This is a genomic window from Methanobrevibacter sp., assembly GCF_017427765.1.
Classification (GTDB): Archaea; Methanobacteriota; Methanobacteria; order Methanobacteriales; family Methanobacteriaceae; genus Methanocatella.
This window is the reverse complement of sequence record NZ_JAFRSC010000032.1, coordinates 147,815-165,260: the sequence shown is the minus strand read 5'-3', so window position 1 is coordinate 165,260 and position 17,446 is coordinate 147,815. Positions and strand designations below refer to the sequence as shown.

At 36.5% G+C, this 17,446-nt stretch carries 16 protein-coding genes; 15 read left to right on the top strand and 1 reads right to left on the bottom strand.

The annotated features are described in order from the left end of the window. The first annotated feature begins 89 nt into the window (after positions 1–89). The 15 genes from IJL02_RS10360 (at position 90) to IJL02_RS10290 (ending at position 16,274) form a co-directional block, all read left to right on the top strand. The gene (locus tag IJL02_RS10360; RefSeq protein WP_292816074.1) at positions 90–521 is read left to right on the top strand and encodes a universal stress protein; all 432 of its coding nucleotides are present in this window, start codon (positions 90–92) and stop codon (positions 519–521) included. An 8-nt stretch (positions 522–529) separates the two neighbouring features. Further along, positions 530–919: a hypothetical protein gene (locus IJL02_RS10355; RefSeq protein WP_292816072.1), complete on the top strand. Its 390-nt coding sequence runs from the start codon at positions 530–532 to the stop codon at positions 917–919. A 43-nt stretch (positions 920–962) separates the two neighbouring features. Continuing rightward, the gene (locus tag IJL02_RS10350) at positions 963–2,036 is read left to right on the top strand and encodes a glycosyltransferase (protein ID WP_292816070.1); all 1,074 of its coding nucleotides are present in this window, start codon (positions 963–965) and stop codon (positions 2,034–2,036) included. A 7-nt stretch (positions 2,037–2,043) separates the two neighbouring features. Next, positions 2,044–3,102, top strand: a complete 1,059-nt coding sequence (locus tag IJL02_RS10345) for a glycosyltransferase (protein WP_292816069.1) — start codon at positions 2,044–2,046, stop codon at positions 3,100–3,102. Between the two features lie 50 nt (positions 3,103–3,152). Next, positions 3,153–4,244, top strand: coding sequence for a glycosyltransferase (locus IJL02_RS10340; protein ID WP_292816068.1), 1,092 nt, complete (start codon positions 3,153–3,155; stop codon positions 4,242–4,244). Between the two features lie 11 nt (positions 4,245–4,255). Beyond that, positions 4,256–5,362 (top strand): glycosyltransferase family 2 protein, encoded by a 1,107-nt coding sequence (locus IJL02_RS10335; RefSeq protein WP_292816067.1) that lies wholly within the window; start codon positions 4,256–4,258, stop codon positions 5,360–5,362. A gap of 15 nt (positions 5,363–5,377) precedes the next feature. Next, positions 5,378–7,693, top strand: coding sequence for a glycosyltransferase (locus IJL02_RS10330; protein WP_292816066.1), 2,316 nt, complete (start codon positions 5,378–5,380; stop codon positions 7,691–7,693). A gap of 6 nt (positions 7,694–7,699) precedes the next feature. Continuing rightward, positions 7,700–8,794, top strand: coding sequence for a glycosyltransferase (locus IJL02_RS10325; protein ID WP_292816065.1), 1,095 nt, complete (start codon positions 7,700–7,702; stop codon positions 8,792–8,794). Positions 8,795–8,858: 64 nt separating this feature from the next. Next, entirely contained in the window at positions 8,859–10,181 is a 1,323-nt protein-coding gene (locus tag IJL02_RS10320) for a UDP-glucose/GDP-mannose dehydrogenase family protein (protein ID WP_292816064.1), read from the top strand. Positions 10,182–10,192: 11 nt separating this feature from the next. Beyond that, a complete protein-coding gene (locus IJL02_RS10315; protein WP_292816139.1) occupies positions 10,193–11,461 on the top strand; it encodes a glycosyltransferase in 1,269 nt (422 codons plus the stop codon). Between the two features lie 138 nt (positions 11,462–11,599). Continuing rightward, positions 11,600–12,427: an amino acid ABC transporter substrate-binding protein gene (locus tag IJL02_RS10310; RefSeq protein WP_292816063.1), complete on the top strand. Its 828-nt coding sequence runs from the start codon at positions 11,600–11,602 to the stop codon at positions 12,425–12,427. A 32-nt stretch (positions 12,428–12,459) separates the two neighbouring features. Next, positions 12,460–13,110: an amino acid ABC transporter permease gene (locus IJL02_RS10305; RefSeq protein WP_292816062.1), complete on the top strand. Its 651-nt coding sequence runs from the start codon at positions 12,460–12,462 to the stop codon at positions 13,108–13,110. Between the two features lie 12 nt (positions 13,111–13,122). Beyond that, entirely contained in the window at positions 13,123–13,806 is a 684-nt protein-coding gene (locus IJL02_RS10300; protein WP_292816061.1) for an amino acid ABC transporter ATP-binding protein, read from the top strand. Between the two features lie 262 nt (positions 13,807–14,068). Continuing rightward, positions 14,069–14,719 (top strand): zinc ribbon domain-containing protein, encoded by a 651-nt coding sequence (locus tag IJL02_RS10295; RefSeq protein ID WP_292816060.1) that lies wholly within the window; start codon positions 14,069–14,071, stop codon positions 14,717–14,719. Between the two features lie 100 nt (positions 14,720–14,819). Next, positions 14,820–16,274, top strand: a complete 1,455-nt coding sequence (locus IJL02_RS10290; RefSeq protein WP_292816059.1) for a hypothetical protein — start codon at positions 14,820–14,822, stop codon at positions 16,272–16,274. Between the two features lies 1 nt (position 16,275). On the opposite strand, the gene IJL02_RS10285 is transcribed toward IJL02_RS10290, so the two are convergent. Further along, positions 16,276–17,445, bottom strand: coding sequence for a hypothetical protein (locus IJL02_RS10285; protein WP_292816058.1), 1,170 nt, complete (start codon positions 17,443–17,445; stop codon positions 16,276–16,278). Position 17,446: the final 1 nt, after the last annotated feature.

The following is a 17,446-nucleotide window of genomic DNA, read 5'->3' as shown; positions in this document are numbered from 1 at the left end:
TTAGTAAATTTTTACTTTCAACAAATATTTAAATTTATTTAGTATGAATGCATAATATATTATTATACTAAATATTAAGGTGTAAATTGATGTATCAAAAAATTTTACTACCCACCGACGGATCCGGTTATGCCGAACAGGAAGTTGACAGAGTATCCAAACTGATTGCTGATGACGGAGAGATAATAATTTTATCTGTTGCAGGTAAATTGACATCCAGTGCCTTTCAAAGCAGAAAAAAAGTCAAAAAATTAAACGAAAGAATGCTTAAGGAAGCTCAGGCAGCAGTCAAAAGTATGGAAGCAAAATTCGATGATTCCCTGAATGTCAAAGCAATGGTAAGAACTGGTTTTCCGGCTGAAACCATTAACGAGGTCGTTGAAGAGGAAGGAGTCGACATTATTGTCATTTCAGCTTCAGGTAAAAGCGGAATTCACAAGCTGATTATTGGAAGCGTAGCCGAAAAGGTACTTAAAACCGCAGATGTTGACGTGTTACTGGTTCACAACAACGAAATATAGGTGTTAAAATGGATAGGACAAGAGCAGTAGTTATTGCAATAGTCATAATACTCATAGTTGCTATTGGATCATTCATATTTATCTCAGCAAACAGCCACAATACAAAAATTGATGTGGTAAGCAACGCTACTTTAAAAAACGGTGATTTTTTAGAGTTAACTTTAAGCGATGAGTACAGAAACGTCTATCCGGGCGAAGTTATTGACGTTAAAATTTTGGATGATTCCGGCTGGGCAAACAAATATCAGGCAACAACCGATGACAACGGTAAGGCCACAGTTGAACTTATAACATTTGAAAACGGTAACTATACAGTTCACTGCAACTACAATGGTACATTATTCAACAAACCGTCTAAAAGCGTTACCAATTTGGTTATTAATGACGGATTGAACTGATCCGCTTTGATAACACTATTTATTTTTTTAGAGGATTTTTTATATGGTTAAGGTCTCAGTCGTTGTTCCGGTTTATAATGTAGAAGAGTTTCTAGGAGAGTGTCTTGACAGCTTAACAAACCAGACATTAACCGACATTGAAATAATATGTGTCAATGACGGCTCAAAAGACAGGTCACTTGATATTTTAAATGAATATGCATCAAATGATGAACGTATAACCGTAATTGACCAGGAAAACGGCGGACATGCTGTTGCAACAAACAACGGAATGAAACTTGCCAAAGGCAAATACCTTTTTTTAATGGATTCAGACGACATTCTTGACCTTGAAGCTTTAGAAAAAACATATAACCTTGCAGAAGAAAAGTCTGTTGATTTTGTAATATTTCAGGCAATAAACTATTATATGGACAAGGATGAGCTTATTGAAGAGGAAAACTACAGCATGAACAGGCTTGCCGATTATGTGGGAGATTCCGTTTTCAGCTACAGGGACATCAGGGACTATGTATTTGAAATTACAGTAACTCCATGGTCCAAGTTATACAGAAGAGACTTCATAGAAAAAAATAATATCACTTTTCCCGAAGGTCTTGTATTTGACGATAACGTATTTTTCTGGGACGTTTTATTTGCAGCAGAAAGAATCACGTTTTTAAAAGAGCATCTTTTTAAAAGAAGATGGTATCCGACCTCATCAACAAGAGTGGGCGATTTGAGGTTTTTAAACTATATAGATATCTGCAATCTGATATGGGACGTATTTTACCGATACGGCGAGTTTGACTACTACAGAAAGGAGCTTTTCACAAAAAAGGTAGGAACAATTTACTACTGGTATAAAAACATTAAGGATGAATTCAAGCCGGAATTCTTCTTCGCAATGAAAAGCGACTATCTAAAAATTACTCAAGATGAGAAATTCCTCAAATACTTCATAAAAAACCTGGATAAAAGACAGAAAAACATTTTTGAAAGTGCAGTTGAAGCCGAAACTCGTGAGGAATTCGATTTGATGATTGAAAACTATGAGCTTGAAAGGGAAAACGAGCATCTAAAGGAGCTTTTGGACAGACCGATTCACAAGTTGGCAATATCAAAGATAAGACGTTAGTGATAATATGGTAAAGGTTAGCGTAATAATGCCGGTTTACAATGGCGAAGACTATCTTGAAAAGTCAGTCGATTGTATATTAAACCAGACTTTGACAGACTGGGAGATGATTTGCGTAGATGACGGGTCAACCGACAGCTCTCTTGAAATATTAAACAAAATAGCTTCCAAAGACTCCCGAATAAGCGTCTATCATCAGGAAAACCGTGGCGGCGGAGCTGCAAGAAACAGTGCGCTTCAGCATGCCACAGGCGAGTACCTTTACTTTATGGATGCCGACGATGAGCTTGATTTAAACGCATTTTCTGAATTTTATGAAATATCAAAAGAACATGACCTTGACTTTGTAATATTTAAGGCGATAAACTATGCCGAAGATACAGGAGAATATTTCGAAACTGACTACTATAACATGGCCAAAATTGCCAATTTCGCATCAGGCAGAGTATTTTCATTTGACGATTTGGGTGATTTGATATTCAACATAAGCGTTACACCGTGGTGCAAGTTCTACAACCTTGATTTTGTTAAAAGAAGCGGTGCAAAGTTTCTTGAAGGATCCATTTTCCATGACAACCAGTTTTTCTGGGAAGTCCTCTTTAACGCAAAAAGAATGTATTTTATAGACAAATCCTATTACACAAGGCGCAGACACTCTGCCTCATCAACCGGAGCAGGCGATATAAGATACATCAATATCATAAACGTTGTAAACAACATCATAAGACTGTTTGAAAAATACGACAGGCTGAATGATTTCAAAGACATTCTATACAACAAGAAGGTATTGTGGACATATACAAGATATGTTGAAATAAAAGACGAATTCAAAACTGAGTTTTACGATGAGCTCAAAAGAGATTACGCCAACACTCCCGATGACTTTACTGACTTTTTGGATACAAAAAACAGGTTCATTTTTGAAAGTGTCCTAAATTCAAAAACAAAGCGTGAATTTGATTTGCTTTTGCGAAATTATGAGCTAAGGCAACAAAATTCAGAACTTAAAAACAAAAAGAAACTTAAAAATTTCACCAAATATAAGTTAAAAAAGCTATTGAAATAATATTTAATTTTAAATACTTATTTACACATAAATAAATAATGAGGATTTATATGGTTAAAGTATCTGTTGTTATTCCCGTTTATAATGTAGAAGAGTTTCTGGGAGAATGTCTGGACAGCATCACAAATCAGACCCTGGAAGACATTGAAATAATATGTGTTAATGATGGCTCAAAAGACAAATCACTTGAAATTTTAAACGAATACGCTTCACGCGATGAACGTATCACCGTAATTGACCAGGAAAACGGTGGCCATGCGGTTGCAACAAATAACGGAATGAAGCTGGCAAAAGGAAAATATCTCTTTTTAATGGATTCAGATGACATTCTTGATTTGAATGCACTTGAAGAGTCATATAATGTAGCAGAAGAAAAGAATGTTGACTTTGTAATATTTCAGGCAATAAACTACTATATGGATACAGGAAAACTCATCGAAGCTGAAAACTACTCAATGAACGAAATTGCAGCACACGTTGGAGATTCAGTATTCGACTACAGGGATGTTAAAGACTACGTATTCGACATAACAGTTACACCATGGTCCAAACTCTACAACAGGGAATTCATCGAAAAAAATAGCATCACTTTTCCCGAAGGCCTTGTATTTGACGATAACGTATTTTTCTATGACGTTCTTTTTGCAGCAGACAGAATCACATTTCTAAAAAAGCACCTCTTTAAAAGAAGATGGTATTCCGCATCATCAACAAGATCCGGTGCAAGACACTTCAAGGATTATATACAGATATGCGATTTAATCTGGCAGGTATTCATCAAATATGGAGTGTTCTGGGACTTTGAAAGAGAGCTCTACCACAAGAAGGTCAGTACGGTTTACTACTGGTACAAGAACATCAATGACGAGTTTAAGGATATTTTCTTTGACGAGATGAAGCAAGACTACTTAAAGATTGTAGAAGATGAGGAGTTCTACAAAAACTTCATGAAAAAGCTTACAAGAGAAAACAGGACAATATTTACAAATGCAATCGAAGCTGACAATCACAGGCAGTTCTCTCTTTTGATGGAAAACTATGAGCTTAAAAAGGAAATTAAGAATCTCAAAAAGAAAATTGAGGAATTCGAATCTTCAAGAAGTTGGAAAATCACCAGGCCGTTAAGGTCTATTAAAAAATAAATGTGATAATCATGGTTAAGGTTTCTGTTATTATTCCGGTTTACAATGCTGAAAAATATCTCGAGGAGTCAATCGACGGTATTCTCAATCAGACTTTGGATGATCTGGAGGTTTTATGTGTCGATGACGGCTCAACCGACAGGTCACTTGAAATACTTAAAGAAATTTCAGCTAAAGACGAACGTGTCAAATATTTCCATCAGGAAAACAGGGGCGGAGGAGCTGCCCGTAACGTGGCGATTCCAAAGGCTTCTGGAAAATACATATACTTCATGGATGCCGACGATATTTTAGAAACAACCGCCTTAAAGGAATTCTGGGATATAGCCGAAGAAAAGGAACTTGACTTTTTGCTCTTTCAGGCGACAAATTACGCTGAAGACACCGGAGAGTACTATGAAACCGAAGACTATACGATGGCAGAACTTGCAGAAGAGGTCGGAGATAAGATATTCAGTTATGAAGACATTGGAGATTTGCTTTTCAAGATGTCAGTGACTCCGTGGTCCAAGTTCTACAATAGGGAGTTTGTTATAAAATCAGGAGCCCAGTTTGCAGAAGGCCTGATTTTCCACGACAACATATTCTTTTTTGACATTATCTTTCAGGCAAAAAGGATTTACTTTTATAAGAAATGTTTATACACAAGAAGAAGACACTCCGCATCATCAACCGGTGCCGGAGATTTGAGATTTGTGGATTTCGTTACAATATCCGACATGATCTGGGAGAAATGCTTCAAGCATGACGTATTTGACAGATTCATAAAGGAACTTGCATTCAAAAAAGTAAACAAGGTATATGCAAGATATAAAGGAATAAAAGATGAATTCAAGCCTAACTACTATGAGGCAATGAAAAAGGACTATGAAAGAATCGCAAGCGATGAGAGATTCTGCAAGTTCTTCTATGATGCTCTAAACAACAACGACAAGAGAATATTCAAGGTAGTGCTCAAATCCAAGGATTTTGATGACTTTAAACTTCTTATTAAAAATTATGAACTTACAAGAGACAATGAATGGCTGACAAATGAGAACTTGAGGCTGAACAAGCTAAACAGCCAGCTTACAAATTCAAACAGCTGGCAGATGACCAAAAAACTGAGGAGAAATTAACGTTTGGGTGATATTATGGTTAAAGTTTCTGTTATTATTCCCGTATACAATGCCGAACAGTACCTGGAAGAGTCCATAAACGGAATACTCAATCAGACACTGACAGATCTGGAAGTCTTATGTGTCGATGACGGTTCGGTGGACAATTCACTTGAGATGCTCAATGAGTTTGCCGAAAAGGACAGGCGTGTACGAGTATTTTCCCAGGAAAATAAAGGTGGTGGAGCTGCCCGTAATGCAGCGCTTCCTCATGCGACAGGTAAATACATCTACTTTATGGATGCGGATGACGCACTTGACTCAAACGCCCTTCAGGAGTTCTGGGAAATTGCAGAAGAAAAGGATGTGGACTTCCTGATATTTCAGGCAATCAACTATGCCGAAGATACAGGAGAGTATTACGAAACCCAGGACTATACTATGGCGGAGCTTGCAGAGGCAGTCGGAGATGATATATTCAATTATGAAGACATCGGAGATTTGATATTCAAGATGTCAGTTACACCGTGGAGCAAGTTCTACAACAGGAAGTTCGTCGAAATGACCGGCGCCAAATTTGCCGAAGGACTTATTTTCCATGACAACATATTCTTCTGGGATACGTTATTATATGCAAAAAGGATTTACTTTTATCAGAAATTTTTATATACAAGACGCAGACATTCAGCATCATCAACAGGTGCCGGAGACAGGCGTTATGTCAATTCAATCATTATAAACAATCTTATTACCAAGATATTCATAGACCATGGCGTATTTGAAAAGTATCGCCACAGACTCTACAACAGAAAGCTCAATCTGGTTCTTTTAAGATACAATAACATACAGGAGCAGTACAAGGAGTTCTTCTTTAGGGAAATCAGAAAGGACTTTTTGAAAATGCAGGATGACGAGAGATACGATGACTTTAAGGGCTGTCTGTGGAAGAAAAACAAGGTATTTTATGACTGCGTTGAAAAGTATGATGACTTTTATCTGTTTGACATTCATCTTCAAAACGGTCTTTTGGAAGTGTCAAATGAGGATTTAATCAGAAGAAACGCAATTCTTGAAGAGATTACAAACGATCTGGTATCCTCCACAAGCTGGAAGGTGACAATGCCTTTAAGGGCTGCCGGACAGGTAAAGCGTAAAATCGACAGAATCAAAAGGCCTGCTCTTCAGCTTCGAGCGAAAGAGAAATTCAGAGTACTGTTTATAGCTTCAGATAATAACCGCTCATCAGGAGCTTTTCTCTCAATGAGCTATCTTGCAGCCAAACTCAAAAACAAGTATGAGGCAGAGCCTTATGTAATCCTTCCAAATCCCGGAACCGGTGAGGAGATACTTGACTCATTATACGTTAAACATATTACAATTCCGTCAAAAGACTGGGTTATTCCACAGGACCAAATCAGGGATGAGAAATATCAAAAAGAAGTTGAAGCTAAGAAAAAAATCAACGAAAAGGCAGTCGAAAAGATATCCGAGTTCATTAAAAGAAATGACTTTGACATTGTTCATATCAACACCACCTACTCTTATGTGGGTGCTCTGGCCGCACTGGAGTGTGGGGTTCCGTTCGTATGGCATCTTCGTGAATTTTTAGAAGAAGACCAGAGCAATACCCTATGGGACAGAATTGAAGGAAACGAACTGATTGGCGAGGCAGACAGAGTAATTACAATATCCGACAGCCTCTATCAAAAGTACTCAGGCATTATCGATGAGGACAGGCTGGTTAGAATATACAACGGTATCGATGCCAAAAAGTTCTACAAGCCAAACAGGAATCTTTTCAGCAAGGATAAAATCAGATTCATTATGGTTGGAGGATTCGAGTATTATAAAGGCCAGATTGAATTTGCAAAGGCATGCGTAAAGCTTTATGAAAACGGATTTACCAACTTTGAGGTTTCATTTGTCGGAAAAGGCAAAAAGGCTGTAAGAGAAAAGGTTGAAACCATATTCAAAAACGCAAATATGGACAACGTTCACTATCTCGGATACAAAGAAGATGTTGAAAACTACTACGGCAATGCTGACATTTCATTTACATGCTCCAAATCAGAAGCGTTTGGAAGAACAACCGCCGAGGCGATGATGTCAGGAAATCTCGTAATAGGAGCAGACTCAGCAGGAACCCGTGAACTTATAAAGGACGGAAAAACAGGTCTTTTATACACTCAGGGGGATGTTATTGACCTTGCAAGCAAAATGTCTTATGCGGTAAACAACCTTGAGGAGTCCAAAAAGATTGCAAGAGCCGGATCATACTTTATTGCAGATAATATGACTTCAGAAATCAATGCGGATAACGTTTACAGTTTATATAAGGAAATTTTAGGATAGTTTGACATGAACCCGAAAGTATCAGTAATAATGCCTTCACTTGATGTGGCCGACTACATCGCACAGTGTATTGAAAGTGTTTTAAACCAGACTTTGGAGGATATTGAAATCATCTGCATAGATGCGGGTTCAACTGACGGAACCTTGGAAATCCTTAAGGAATATGAAAACACAGATTCAAGAGTTAAATTACTCCATTCGGATAAAAAAAGCTACGGCTATCAGATGAACGCTGCAATAGCTGATGCTCAAGGCGAATATATAGGTATTGTTGAAACAGATGACTATATTTCCAAAGATATGTATGAATCACTTTACGCACTCACTCAAAACGGCAAAATCGATGTCGTTAAAGCGAACTTCTATCATGTCTTTGAAGATGAAATAAAAAGGGATGTTGGAAAAAAGGATATGATTAGGCAAAATTCAGCATTTACAATTGAAGACTATCCGGCAATTATCAAGGCTCATCCGTCAATATGGGCCGGAATATACAGAAGGCAGTTTTTAAAGGACAACGATATCAAATTCAAAGAGGAGCCTGGAGGCGCATGGGTTGACAATCCGTTTTTCTATGAAACCGCATTTGCCGCAAGCTCAATAGTATACACTGACACTCCATATTACTATTACCGTGAATTCAACCCAACATCATCCACAAACAATCTGGGAGACTATACAATACCTATTAAAAGGATGCTTGACAATCTGGATGTTGTGGACAGATACAACAAAAAGTCAGACAAAATCCTTCAGATGGTATACATGAGGGCTTTTGCCTATTTGAGAAATATCGAAAGAAGAGATTATTTCACCGAAAACCTTCCTCAAGTCAGACCACTTTTACATGAGATGATGGCGAGACTTGATGAAGAATATATCAAATCAAAATCAAGCCAGAAGGACAAAATAGAATACTACAGATACCTTTCACCCTTAAGGCTTAAAAACGAATTCAGCCAAAAAGATTATGAAAATCTCATTAAGGAAAATGATTTTTTATATGAGACTTTAAATGATTTGCAAAACTCACCGAAAAGTGCTGATACAAACCAAAATAATCAATCATCATTTAAAAGCAAACTAAAAAAGATATTTTAGTTAACCTTTTTAATCAAAAGAAACATAATTTTATTATTACATTAATTAAATTTTATGGGATATTATGAATATTACTGTTATTGGAACTGGTTATGTAGGGCTTGTCACAGGAGCCTGTTTTTCCAAAATGGGAAACAAAGTATACTGTGTGGATATTGTAGAAGAAAAAATCGAAGGACTTAAAAATAATATTTTGCCTATTTTTGAACCTAATTTGGACACATTGGTTGAAACCAGCCAGGAAAGGGGTGATTTGATATTCACCACAGATATCAAAGAGGCTCTTGATGATACAAACATTATTTTTATAGCTGTGGGAACTCCTATGGCAGAAGACGGAAGCGCAAACCTTGACTATATTTTTTCAGCCGCTTCAGATATTGCAAACAACATTACAAAAGATTCACTTGTTGTCATCAAATCCACAGTGCCTGTGGGAACAGGTTTTAAGGTAAAAGATCACATTAACAAAATCCTTGAGGAAAACAATTCGGATGTTAAAATAAGCATGGCTTCCAATCCTGAATTTTTAAAGGAAGGTCATGCAATCGAGGACTGTCTTCACCCTGACAGGGTTGTAATAGGAGCCGAAGAGGATGAGGTCTTTGAAACCCTTAAGGATTTATACTCAACTTTTGTTCTCAATCACGACAGATTCGTATTGATGGACATAAAATCATCTGAAATGACAAAATATGTGGCAAACTCAATGCTTGCAACCAAAATTTCATTCATGAATGAGATAGCTAATATCTGTGAAGTTACCGGTGCCGACGTTCAGAAAGTCCGTCTTGGAATCGGATCTGACAGAAGAATAGGCTATGACTTTATCTATGCAGGATGCGGTTATGGGGGAAGCTGTTTTCCAAAGGACGTGCAGGCCCTAATCAATACCGCTCAGACCAACGGATATGAACCGAAACTTCTAAACAATGTTGAACTTGTAAACAAGGAGCAGAAAATGGTTCTTGTAAATAAAATCGTTGAGAGATTCGGTGAAGACCTTTCAGGCATGACATTTGCAGTATGGGGACTTGCATTCAAGCCCGGAACCGATGATGTAAGGGAGGCAACATCAATTGTCGTAATATCAGAGCTTGCAAAAAGAGGTGCCAAAATCAATGCATATGACCCTCAGGCAACCTTTGAGTTCATGAAGGCCACAGATGATGAATATCTGAAAGCCGTTAAATTTGCAAAAAGAAGATATGAAGCTATCGAGGGTGCCGATGCGCTGATTCTTATTACCGAATGGAAGGAATTCAGAAACCCTGACTATGACTTTTTATATGAAAATCTGACTCAAAAAGCAATATTTGACGGAAGAAACATTTACGATAAAAAAATCAAGAATTTAGGATTTGAATTATATCAAATTGGGTGTTAGATTTGCCTAAAGTGTCTGTTATTGTACCTGTATATAATGTGGAAAACTACCTGGAGGAATGTTTGGATAGTCTTGTCAATCAGACATTGATTGATTTTGAAATAATCTGCATTGATGACGGCTCAACTGACAGATCTTTGGAGATTTTAAGGCAATACGAATCCCAGTACCCTAATTTCAGAATATTTACCCAAAACAATAACGGTCCTTCAAGGGCACGTAACGTAGGTTTGGACAATGCCCTAGGCGAATACATATATTTCATGGATTCAGATGATATCCTCTCCAAATTCGCCTTAAAAAATCTATATACCATTGCCAAGGCAAAATCCCTTGATCTGATTATCTTTAAGTTGATGAACTTCAATGACGAGACAGGAGAAAAATTTTCAACCGATTACTATGACATGAAGTTTCTAAAAGAGACTGTTGGTGACAGTGTGTTCTCACACAGGGACCTTGATTCAAACTATATTTTCAAGATTGCGGTTTCACCTCCTGCAAAATTCTACAGAAGAGAAATTCTCGATGATTTGAGATTTCCCGAAGGATATCTTTTTGAGGACAATCCGTTTTTTGTCGAATCATTTTTCAGATGCGAGAGGGTATATTTCCATGACAAATACCTATATTACAGAAGAATACGCAACAATTCAATTACAACTTCCACAAACAGAACCTATATGGACTACATTCCGATTTCCGAAATGATGATTGACATCGCCAAAAGGTATGGGGTTTATGAGGATTACAGGGAAGGTCTTTATGCAAAAACTATTGGAAACATATTTTTCAGATTCACGGAAGTGGGCGAAGAGGTCAAGGATGAGTTTTTCCACAAAATCCAGGATGATTTCAACTCCAAAAAAGAGGAATATGACAGTGATGAGGTATTCCAGAATTCACCTGAAAGAATCAGGAAGATATTTTATGAGGGAATAGACTCACAGACTTATAAGGAATATGAACTGTCAATAAATGTCCTGGACCTCAACACAGAGCTTGAAAAGCAAAAGGTGAGATACGAGCAGAGAATTGATAACTATAGGGATAAAGTCGACAGGTTAAACGGCGACATTTCAGATAAAAGAAAGGAAATCAAATCCCTTAAAAAAGAGATAAACACCAACAAAAAGGAAATCAAAAGATTAAACAATAAAATAGACAGTCTCACCAAAAGCAACGAGTCATTAAGGAAAGTTAATGACGAGCTTATGAACTCAACCAGCTGGAAGGTAACAAAGCCTCTACGTAAAGCTGGAAGAGTTGTTAAAAAATAACCTTTTTTTATTAATGTTCAGTTTTTGCATTTTTTTGTGAATGTAATATAAACAAATAAATATAGCAATTTTATATAAATATTAATGTAGATAATTTCTACACTATTTGATATAGTTATAACTATTTGGTGTTTTAAAATGAATAAAAAGATAGGTTTTATTTTAGCTTTAGTCCTCGTATCTTTAATGATGGTAGGATCTGTAAGCGCAGGTTTGTTTGACTTTTTGGGGGGAAATAACGCTAATCAAACCGCAAACGATGAAAACACTTTCATTGTAGGTTTCGATGCAGAGTTCCCACCATACGGATACAAAGATGATAATGGAAGCTACACTGGTTTCGATTTAGACTTAGCAAAAGAAGTTTGTGAACGTAACAACTGGACATTCAAGGCCCAACCTATAGATTGGGATGCAAAAGACGCTGAATTGGATTCCGGTTCTATCGACTGTATTTGGAACGGATTTACCATTGACGGTAGGGAAAACGACTACTTATGGTCCAACCCATACTTTGACAACAAACAGATTATTGTTGTTAAATCAGACTCAGGAATCAAATCCCTCGCTGATTTAAAAGGTAAAACTGTAGAAACACAAAAAGATTCCTCAGCTTTAGCTGCTCTTCAGGATGCTAACAAAACTATCGCTGATACTTTTGGACAATTAACTGAAGTTGCTGACTATAACACTGCATTCATGGACTTAGAATCCGGTGCATGTCAAGCTGTAGCTATGGATATTGGTGTTGCAGAATACGACATCAAAAACAAGGATAACTCCAACGATTTCACAATCTTAAGCGAGCATATCACAACCGAAAAATATGGTATTGGATTTAAAAAAGGCAATGATGCTTTAAAAGACCAAGTACAAAAAACTTTAGACGAAATGTTTAAAGACGGTACTGTTGCTAAAATCGCTGAAAAATACGGTATTTCAGAAGATGCTTTAATCCAACCATAAGTAAATTAGTTTAAGAAGGGAGAATTAGTTATATGATATTGAGTACAGTAATTGAACAATTACTTAGCGGTATGATTACCTCTATTGAGATATTCCTGCTTACTCTTTTATTCTCTCTTCCTCTCGGTTTACTTATTGCCGGAGGAAGAATGAGTAAGTTCGCTCCATTGAGATGGCTTATGAAGATTTACATTTCAATCATGAGGGGTACACCTTTAATGTTGCAGTTAATTGTAGTATTTTTCGCACCTTATTATATATTCGGTATGAGTTTGTCTCCTGACTACAGATTCATAGCAGTTATCATAGCATTTACCATTAACTATGCTGCATACTTTGCTGAAATCTATAGGGGAGGTATTGAATCAATCAACAGCGGACAGTATGAAGCCGCTCAGGTATTGGGATACAGTAAGATTGAAACATTCTTTATAATTATCATGCCTCAAGTGTTTAAGGTAATTCTTCCTTCAGTAACTAATGAAGTAATTACTCTTGTAAAGGATACTTCTCTTTCATTTGTTATTGCAATTCCGGAAATGTTTACAGTAGCTAAACAGATTGCAGCTGCAGATTCATCAATTGCTGCGCTTTTGGTTGCAGGTTTATTCTACTACATTTTCAATATTGTCGTAGCATTTGTAATGGAACATTTGGAAAACAGAATGAATTATTATGAATAGGGGGAGTATTTTATGAGTTTGCTTGAAATAAAAAATCTTAAAAAAAGTTTTGGAGACAATCTGGTCTTAAAGGATATTTCTCTCAATGTTGAAAGGGGAGAGGTATTGGCCATTATCGGACCGTCAGGTTCAGGTAAATCCACACTGCTTAGATGCATCACTGATTTGGAACAGGAAGACAGCGGTGAAATCAACTTTGACGGGACATTCGGCCTGGTATTTCAGAACTTTAATCTGTTTCCGCACCATTCAGTAATGAAAAACATTACCAACGCGCCAATCCGTGTTCAGAAAAGAAAAAAAGAGGAAGTTTTTGAACATGCAAGACTTTTATTAAAACAGATGGGTCTTGAGGATAAGGAAGACGCATATCCTTGTGAGCTTTCAGGCGGTCAGCAGCAAAGGGTTTCCATTGCAAGGGCTTTGGCGATGAATCCCGACATACTGTTTTTCGATGAACCGACCTCAGCGCTTGACCCGGAACTTACCGGAGAGATTTTAGAGGTAATCAGAGATCTGGCCGAAAAGAAAATGACAATGGTTATCGTTACCCATGAGATGGCATTTGCACGTAATGTTGCAGACCATATCATCTTTATGGATGGCGGAGTAATCGTAGAGGAAGGCACTCCTGATGAAGTGTTCTCATCCGACAATCAGAGGATGAAGGATTTCCTCGGTAAATTTTACGATTAAATTTCAATAATTTAATCAACTATTTTTTCTTTTATTATACTTTATTTTTCGATTGATTTAATTAAATTTTCATAAATAACTATTAAAATTATCAATGTTAGAATCAATATTTTTAATTAGTTAATAAAAAATATATTTTTGAAAACTCTTAATCTACATATCACATTACATTTATCTGATTTTTTAAGTTTTCAAATATATTTATTAAACATTGTTAATAAACTATTATTAACTAAAAAAATATTTTTTTAGGTGTAGGTAAATGAAATGTCCGAGTTGTCAAAGTGAAAATTCAGATTCCGCAAAATTCTGTAAAAAATGCGGAACTCCACTGGATAAAAAGACAATTAGTCATGAAAGCATGATTAATTCAATGAGTGAAGAAAAATCAAAGGATAATACAACTAAAATCATTATTATCGCTTTAGTCATTGTCGCTATTGTACTTGCAGGAGCATTTGTTTATCTTTATGCATTCAACGGATCTTCCAGTGATGCAAACAGTGCAAACGCACAGCAGAACACATCACAGGTAGACAACAATCCCGAAAAGACTGCAACTCAAACTCAGGCAGCTCCGAAAACCTCTTCATCAATGTCAATTTTGGGAGGTAGTTTCTCGACTGGAAGCGCCGAGTCAGATAAGACATATGCTCAGATTTATGTGGGAACTTCACATGCCGGTGAAAGCGTTATTGTTCAGATTTACTATTCAAGGGACGGAAACCTTTTAAATCATGGAAATATGGTTCCTGCTTCAGTACATTCAGACGGTTATCTATACATCAGCAGTGCAGATGCATATCACTATTACCCTGATTATGCTACAATCAACCTGTATGATTCAAATAGCAATCTGATGGACACACAAAGTGTTTCACTCTCACCAACTAGTGGAACTCAAACATTTTAAGCATATTGGGAAGTATAAAACTTCCTTTTTTTTAATTTTTTCTGAAAATATTTATTAACAATTAAATTTAAAATATTAACAACAACTTTTTGGTGTATTTATGAGCGATAACAAATCAGCAGATGAATTGGTCATATCATATCTCTTTCCGCCATCCAGTGACGTTTCGGGAATGGTGCTGGCTAAAAGATATATGGTTTTGGAAAAACAGTTTGATGTCATACAGGCAAACGTTAAAGACGGCCTTGATAAGGAATTTGAAAAATATGTGGACAGATACACCAATGAAAAGATTGTAATTGATGTTGACTGCAATCCCAATTTCCCCAATTGCATCTTTGATTTTGTAGACAAATCCATGATGGAGCTTGAAAAAAGGCAAGTCTATAAAAGGATATACACCCGAGTCTGGAAAATGGCCAACAATTTCCTTGCACTTGAATATAAGCTCAAACACCCTGAAGTCCACTGGACTGCCGAGTTTTCAGATCCTCTTTTATATGACATACACAACAGAAGACGTGACACAGATAAGGGCAAGGACGTTAAGGACTCAAAATATTTGGATAAAATCAATGAAGCTATCAAAAACTTAAATAAAAGTGAAGGCACTGACTTTAAGCTTTTGGAAAATCCCACAAACCTCCATGTTCTTGTTGAATATGTGGCATATCTTTTTGCAGATGAAGTCGTATTTACAAACACTCATCAGCGCCAGATTATGCTTGACCAGTTTCCTATTGATGTCAAAGACTTTGTAATGGCAAAATCAGTAATTGACCCTCAGCCTGTGCTTGGCGATGAATACTACCATGTCAGAGATTTTGATGCAGGACTCGATTCATCCAAAATCAATATAGGATATTTTGGAAACCTCTACAGCAAAAGACATTTCGAGGATGTATTTTACGCATTTGAAGTGCTGAGACATAAATACAAAAACAGACTGGTTTTTCATTTTTATATAAACAATAAAGAATTATTCATGAAATTAACAGAGAATCTGGAGATATCAGACAATATTGAAATCAGGGATACAATTGATTATCTTGACTTTTTAAATCTTACAACAAAATTCGACGTTCTGGTTATAAATGATCTTTTAACAAAAGATTCATTCAATCTTAATCCTTACCGTCCTTCCAAACTCTCCGATTATATAGGTTCAAAAACTGATATTTGGGCAATATGTGAAAAGGGAAGCATACTTGACGCAGCTGACGTCAAATATAAATCATACATTAACGATTTTCAATCAAATATTGACGCTTTGATAAATATATTGAAGGACAATTCCCTAGATGACGACGACTGCAGTTTAGCTGACGGTGAGGTCTATGTTCAAAAAAGGATTGTGGGACTCAATGCATTTATTGAAAGTGAAGAAAAGCAGATTGACATTGCCAATGATAAAATTAAACGCCTCAAAAAAGAAATTGAAAAGCTTGAAAAGGAAAATTCACAGTTGATGAGCGAAAATGAGGAAATATTGTCATCCAACAGCTGGAAGTTAACCAAAAACTTCAGAAAAGTCGGAAAGCTGGTTAAAAAATAGCTTACCTGAATATTCTTTTAAGTCTTTTAAAGCCAAAACCGGACTTTTCACTCGCATAGCTGTCCAGTACTTTTTTAATGTTATCATATATTGTTTGATTGTTGAAAGCTTCGAATTTCTCAGAGATATTAGTGATTTTTTCATCTGGATTTGCAAAATAGCTGTAAATCTTTTCTGTTGCCTCATCCACGCTTTCAACATAAAGCGGATAATCATCGCCCAGTATTTTAACATACATTCTGGTTTTACGCAATACTGTAGGCATGTCGAAAAATCCGTATTCCAAAAATTTGGTGGAAAGCTCAAGTGAATCGTCATTGTCAATGTCCCTGCTTCTAAATCCGTATCCAAGTTCGCATTTGTTGATGACTTTTCTGGTTTCCTCGTTTGGAAGCTGTGGGATGTATTCGATATTTGGAGCCGCTTCAAGCTTTGCTGTAACCTCATTCTTATAATCTAAAAGGTCATAGTTGAACTTGTTTCCGATAAAATAGAGCTTAATTTCACGGTCCTTTTCATATAATTTTGCCATGATTTCAATAAGCTCTTCGATATACCATCCTTTCGCAAGTTTTCCCGCATAGCATAATGTTTTAGGTTCCTTTTCAACTGAAGGTAATGGAAAAACAATAGGAGATAAAATTGTGAATTTCGCACCGTCAATGTTTAGGATATCCTTGAAGTATTCAACCATCTCTTCTGTCTGAATGAACATGTTTTCAACACTGTTATAGATTAGGGAAAGTTCATCCTTTTCCTTTTGTGTGATTTCAGTTTTGTTCTGGCAGAAATCGGTTAGATATGGAATCATTTTGCTTTTGAGTTTTGTCTTTACAAGTCTTGAGACTACGCTTTTTCCACGGACTATGACTGCTGAATAATTGCTGTTTTTATCAATTTCACCGATAATATCGCTGACGTTATCGTCATTAATCATTTTGGCGCCTTTAAGATATTTTTTCGGTGAAATCAGATTCAAGTTTGAGTATTTTTCAAGTTCCCTACTTAAGACATCATTTTTTATAGGCAATTTCAGTAATATATCGACCTGTGTCTGTCCGTCCTGAGCAATGAGCTTTGAGAGATTGACAATCCAGACGCTTGAACCGTCTATTATATTTAAGTTGGAGTCTCCATAAATCAGTATTTTGCTTTTAACTTCCGATGACATG

Coding starts and splice junctions, on each gene's coding strand:
- IJL02_RS10360 (WP_292816074.1), top strand. CDS start 90: ATGTATCAAAAAATTTTACTACCCACCGACGGATCCGGTTATGCCGAA.
- IJL02_RS10355 (WP_292816072.1), top strand. CDS start 530: ATGGATAGGACAAGAGCAGTAGTTATTGCAATAGTCATAATACTCATA.
- IJL02_RS10350 (WP_292816070.1), top strand. CDS start 963: ATGGTTAAGGTCTCAGTCGTTGTTCCGGTTTATAATGTAGAAGAGTTT.
- IJL02_RS10345 (WP_292816069.1), top strand. CDS start 2,044: ATGGTAAAGGTTAGCGTAATAATGCCGGTTTACAATGGCGAAGACTAT.
- IJL02_RS10340 (WP_292816068.1), top strand. CDS start 3,153: ATGGTTAAAGTATCTGTTGTTATTCCCGTTTATAATGTAGAAGAGTTT.
- IJL02_RS10335 (WP_292816067.1), top strand. CDS start 4,256: ATGGTTAAGGTTTCTGTTATTATTCCGGTTTACAATGCTGAAAAATAT.
- IJL02_RS10330 (WP_292816066.1), top strand. CDS start 5,378: ATGGTTAAAGTTTCTGTTATTATTCCCGTATACAATGCCGAACAGTAC.
- IJL02_RS10325 (WP_292816065.1), top strand. CDS start 7,700: ATGAACCCGAAAGTATCAGTAATAATGCCTTCACTTGATGTGGCCGAC.
- IJL02_RS10320 (WP_292816064.1), top strand. CDS start 8,859: ATGAATATTACTGTTATTGGAACTGGTTATGTAGGGCTTGTCACAGGA.
- IJL02_RS10310 (WP_292816063.1), top strand. CDS start 11,600: ATGAATAAAAAGATAGGTTTTATTTTAGCTTTAGTCCTCGTATCTTTA.
- IJL02_RS10305 (WP_292816062.1), top strand. CDS start 12,460: ATGATATTGAGTACAGTAATTGAACAATTACTTAGCGGTATGATTACC.
- IJL02_RS10300 (WP_292816061.1), top strand. CDS start 13,123: ATGAGTTTGCTTGAAATAAAAAATCTTAAAAAAAGTTTTGGAGACAAT.
- IJL02_RS10295 (WP_292816060.1), top strand. CDS start 14,069: ATGAAATGTCCGAGTTGTCAAAGTGAAAATTCAGATTCCGCAAAATTC.
- IJL02_RS10290 (WP_292816059.1), top strand. CDS start 14,820: ATGAGCGATAACAAATCAGCAGATGAATTGGTCATATCATATCTCTTT.
- IJL02_RS10285 (WP_292816058.1), bottom strand. CDS start 17,445: ATGTCATCGGAAGTTAAAAGCAAAATACTGATTTATGGAGACTCCAAC.